At 68.9% G+C, this 3,042-nt stretch carries 3 protein-coding genes; all 3 read right to left on the minus strand.

Going from position 1 to position 3,042, the window contains the following annotated elements; translation table 11 throughout:
* On the minus strand, positions 1 to 734 hold a 734-nt coding region (gene motD / locus D180_RS14325; RefSeq protein WP_017913343.1), incomplete at its 3' end, for a flagellar motor protein MotD.
* Positions 735 to 741: 7 nt separating this feature from the next.
* Entirely contained in the window at positions 742 to 1,482 is a 741-nt protein-coding gene (locus D180_RS14330) for a flagellar motor protein (protein WP_010341770.1), read from the minus strand.
* 351 nt (positions 1,483 to 1,833) lie between these two features.
* A partial coding sequence (locus D180_RS14335; RefSeq protein ID WP_017913344.1) for a chemotaxis protein CheA occupies positions 1,834 to 3,042 on the minus strand: 1,209 nt, incomplete at its 5' end.

Consider the following 3,042-nt stretch of genomic DNA (forward strand, 5'->3'; position numbering starts at 1 on the left):
CGCGGGCGGAACTGGCCGTAGCCGATCATCGACAGCCGCGAGGGCTGCAGGCCCTGGTCGGCGAACAGGTGGACCACGCTGGCCGCGCGCGCCGCCGACAGTTCCCAGTTCGAGGGGAACTGCGCGGTGGCGATGGGGGTGTTGTCGGTGTAGCCCTCCACGCGCACCCCGTTGGGCACGCCGGACAGCACCTGCGCCAGTTCGGACAGGGTGGCGCGCGCGCTTTGGTCGAGCGCGGCCGAGCCGGAGCCGAACAGGATGTCGCTGTTGATCTCCACTTCGATCCACAGCCCGGCGCGGCGCACGGTGATCAGCTTCTTCTGGATCAGCGGCGCCAGCGCGGCGCCGAGGCGATCGGCGATGCTGTCGAGCTGGCGCTGCGCGCGTCGCAGCTGCTGCGCGTCGCGCAGGTCGTCGCCGCGCTGCGCGTTGCCCGAGGGCAGGCGGTTGGGATCGGGCAGGGTCAGCGCCGGGCTGGACTTGATCGGGGTCGGCCGCTCGCCGCCCTGGCCCTGCAGCGCGTGGTCGCCGACCTGCACCGGACGCAGGGTCGTCGGGGTGCCGCCGAACGCGGCGCTCATCGCGTCGGCCATGACCCGGTACTTGGCTTCGTTGATCGTGGACAGCGCGTACATCACCACGAAGAAGGCGAGCAGCAACGTCATCAGGTCGGCATAGGGGATGGCCCATGCCTCGTGGTTGGCGTGCTCGTCGTGGGAGTGCTTGCGGGCCATTCGGAACTCAATGCAAGAATCCGGCCAGTTTCGATTCGATGTTGCGCGGGTTCTCGCCCTGGGCGATGGCGATCAACCCTTCGATGATCATTTCGCGCTCGCCGCAGCTGTGCTTGATCACGCTCTTGAGCTTGGCGGCCATCGGCAGGAACAGCAGGTTGGCCGAGGCGATGCCGTAGATGGTGGCGGTGAACGCGGCGGCGATGCCGTGGCCGAGCTTGCTCGGGTCGGCCAGGTTCTTCATCACCGCGATCAGGCCCAGCACCGCGCCGATGATGCCCAGGGTGGGCGCGTAGATGCCCATGCCCTCGAACACCTTGGCCGCGGCCAGATCGCAATGTTCCTGGCCTTCCAGGTCGATCTCCAGCATGTGCCGGATCGCTTCCGGCTCCACGCCGTCCACCAGCATCTGCAGGCCCTTGCGCACGAACGGATCCTGCTGCTGCGGCACCTGGTTCTCCAGCCCGAGCAGGCCCTGGCGGCGCGCGATGTTGCTCCATTCCACGATCTGCTTGAGCAACGCCTGGCGGTCGCTCGGCGGCGGCCACAGGATCCACTTGGCGATCTGGAACGCACGGCGGAACACGGACGGCGGGGTATGCACCAGGATCGCCGCGACGGTGCCGACGATCACGATCACGAACGCAGCCGGCGACCACAGCGCCGAAATGCCGGCGCCCTTGAGGATGCTGCCGCCGATGAGCGACAGAATCGCCAACAGCAGGCCGATGAGACTGAGCTTGTCCATGCAGGAGGTATCGGCCAGGGGGCTTGGGACTTGATGGGTTGGGGGCCGGGAATGGGGAATAGGGAATGGGGAATCGATGAAGCCGGGATTCGGGAATGGGGATTGGGGAATCGCAAAAGCGCGCGCACGCCAACCGCTCATCCCGGCTCTAATCGCGTCGCGGCTGAAGCCGCTCCCACATTGGGGGTGAGGTACACGGGAGCTGCTGTTGCGATTCCCGAATGCCGATTCCCGAATCCCAGCCTCACCGCGTCGCGGCTGAAGCCGCTTCTACGGCGGAATCAGGGAAAAACGAAGCGCCAGGGAACCCGCTCTTACGATTCCCCAATCCCCATTCCCCAATCCCGGCTTTCAGGCCTTCAAGCCATCCACATCCAGGATCAGCGCCAGGCGGCCGTCGCCGATGAGGGTGGCGCCGGCGTAGCCGGGCAGGCCGCGCAGCGAGCGCGGCAGCGGCTTGATCACCACTTCCTCGCGGCCGCGGACCTGGTCCACGACCAGGCCCATGCGCGATTCGCCGGCCTGCAGCACCACCACGGTGAGCAGCGGCAGTTGCGGGGCGTCGATGTTGAGCCACTGGCGCAGGTCCACCAGCGGCAGGGTGTGCGACTGCCGGTCGAGCACGGCGCGGCCGTCGAACCAGCCCAGCGAGCGGCGCGGGGCGTGCAGCACTTCCACCACGCGCGCCAGCGGCAGCGCGTAGACGGTATCGCCGGCCTGCACCAGCAGGGTCGGCAGGATCGCCAGGGTCAGCGGCACGCGGATCAGGAAGCGGCTGCCGCGGCCCAGTTCCGACTGGATCTGGATCTGCCCGCTGAGTTCGCGGATGCGCGACTGCACCACGTCCATGCCGACGCCGCGGCCGGAGATGTCGGTGACTTCGGATTTGGTCGAGAAGCCGGGCAGGAACACCAGGTGCAGGCATTCCTCGGTGGTCAGGCGGGCAGCGGCCTCGGGGTCGATCAGGCCCTTCTCGCGGGCCTTGGCGCGCAGCCGTTCCGGGTCGATGCCGGCGCCGTCGTCCTGCACCTCGATGCTGACGTAGTCGCCTTCCTGCTGCGCCGACAGGCGCACATGGCCGCCGCGCGGCTTGCCGGTGGCTTCGCGCAGCGCCGGGGCCTCGATGCCGTGGTCGATCGCGTTGCGCACCAGGTGCACCAGCGGATCGGCCAGCGCCTCGACCAGGTTGCGATCGAGCTCGGTGTCGGCGCCGATCAGTTCCAGCTCCACTTCCTTGTTGAGCGAGCGGGCGACGTCGCGCGCCACCTTGGGGAAGCGCGAGAACACCTTGCCCACCGGCTGCATGCGCGTGCGCATCACCGCCGACTGCAGGCGCGCGGTGGCGATGTCCAGGCTGCTGACCGCGCGGTCCAGCTCCTCGTCGCGCAGGCGCACGCGCAGGGTCTTGAGGCGGTTGCGCGAGAGCACCAGTTCGCCGATCAGGTTGACGATCGCGTCCAGGCGCTTGGTGTCCACGCGCACGGTGTGTTCGGGCTCGGCGGCCTTGGCCGGGGCGGCCGCGGCCTTGGGCGCGGCGCTGGGCGCGCGCGGCGCCGGCTG

The sequence above is a fragment of the Xanthomonas sp. SHU 166 genome (assembly GCF_000364685.1).
Classification (GTDB): domain Bacteria; phylum Pseudomonadota; class Gammaproteobacteria; order Xanthomonadales; family Xanthomonadaceae; genus Xanthomonas_A; species Xanthomonas_A sontii.

Bases quoted from the DNA above. Each gene is read 5' to 3' on its own strand.
- D180_RS14330 (WP_010341770.1), bottom strand. From the start codon at position 1,482: ATGGACAAGCTCAGTCTCATCGGCCTGCTGTTGGCGATTCTGTCGCTC.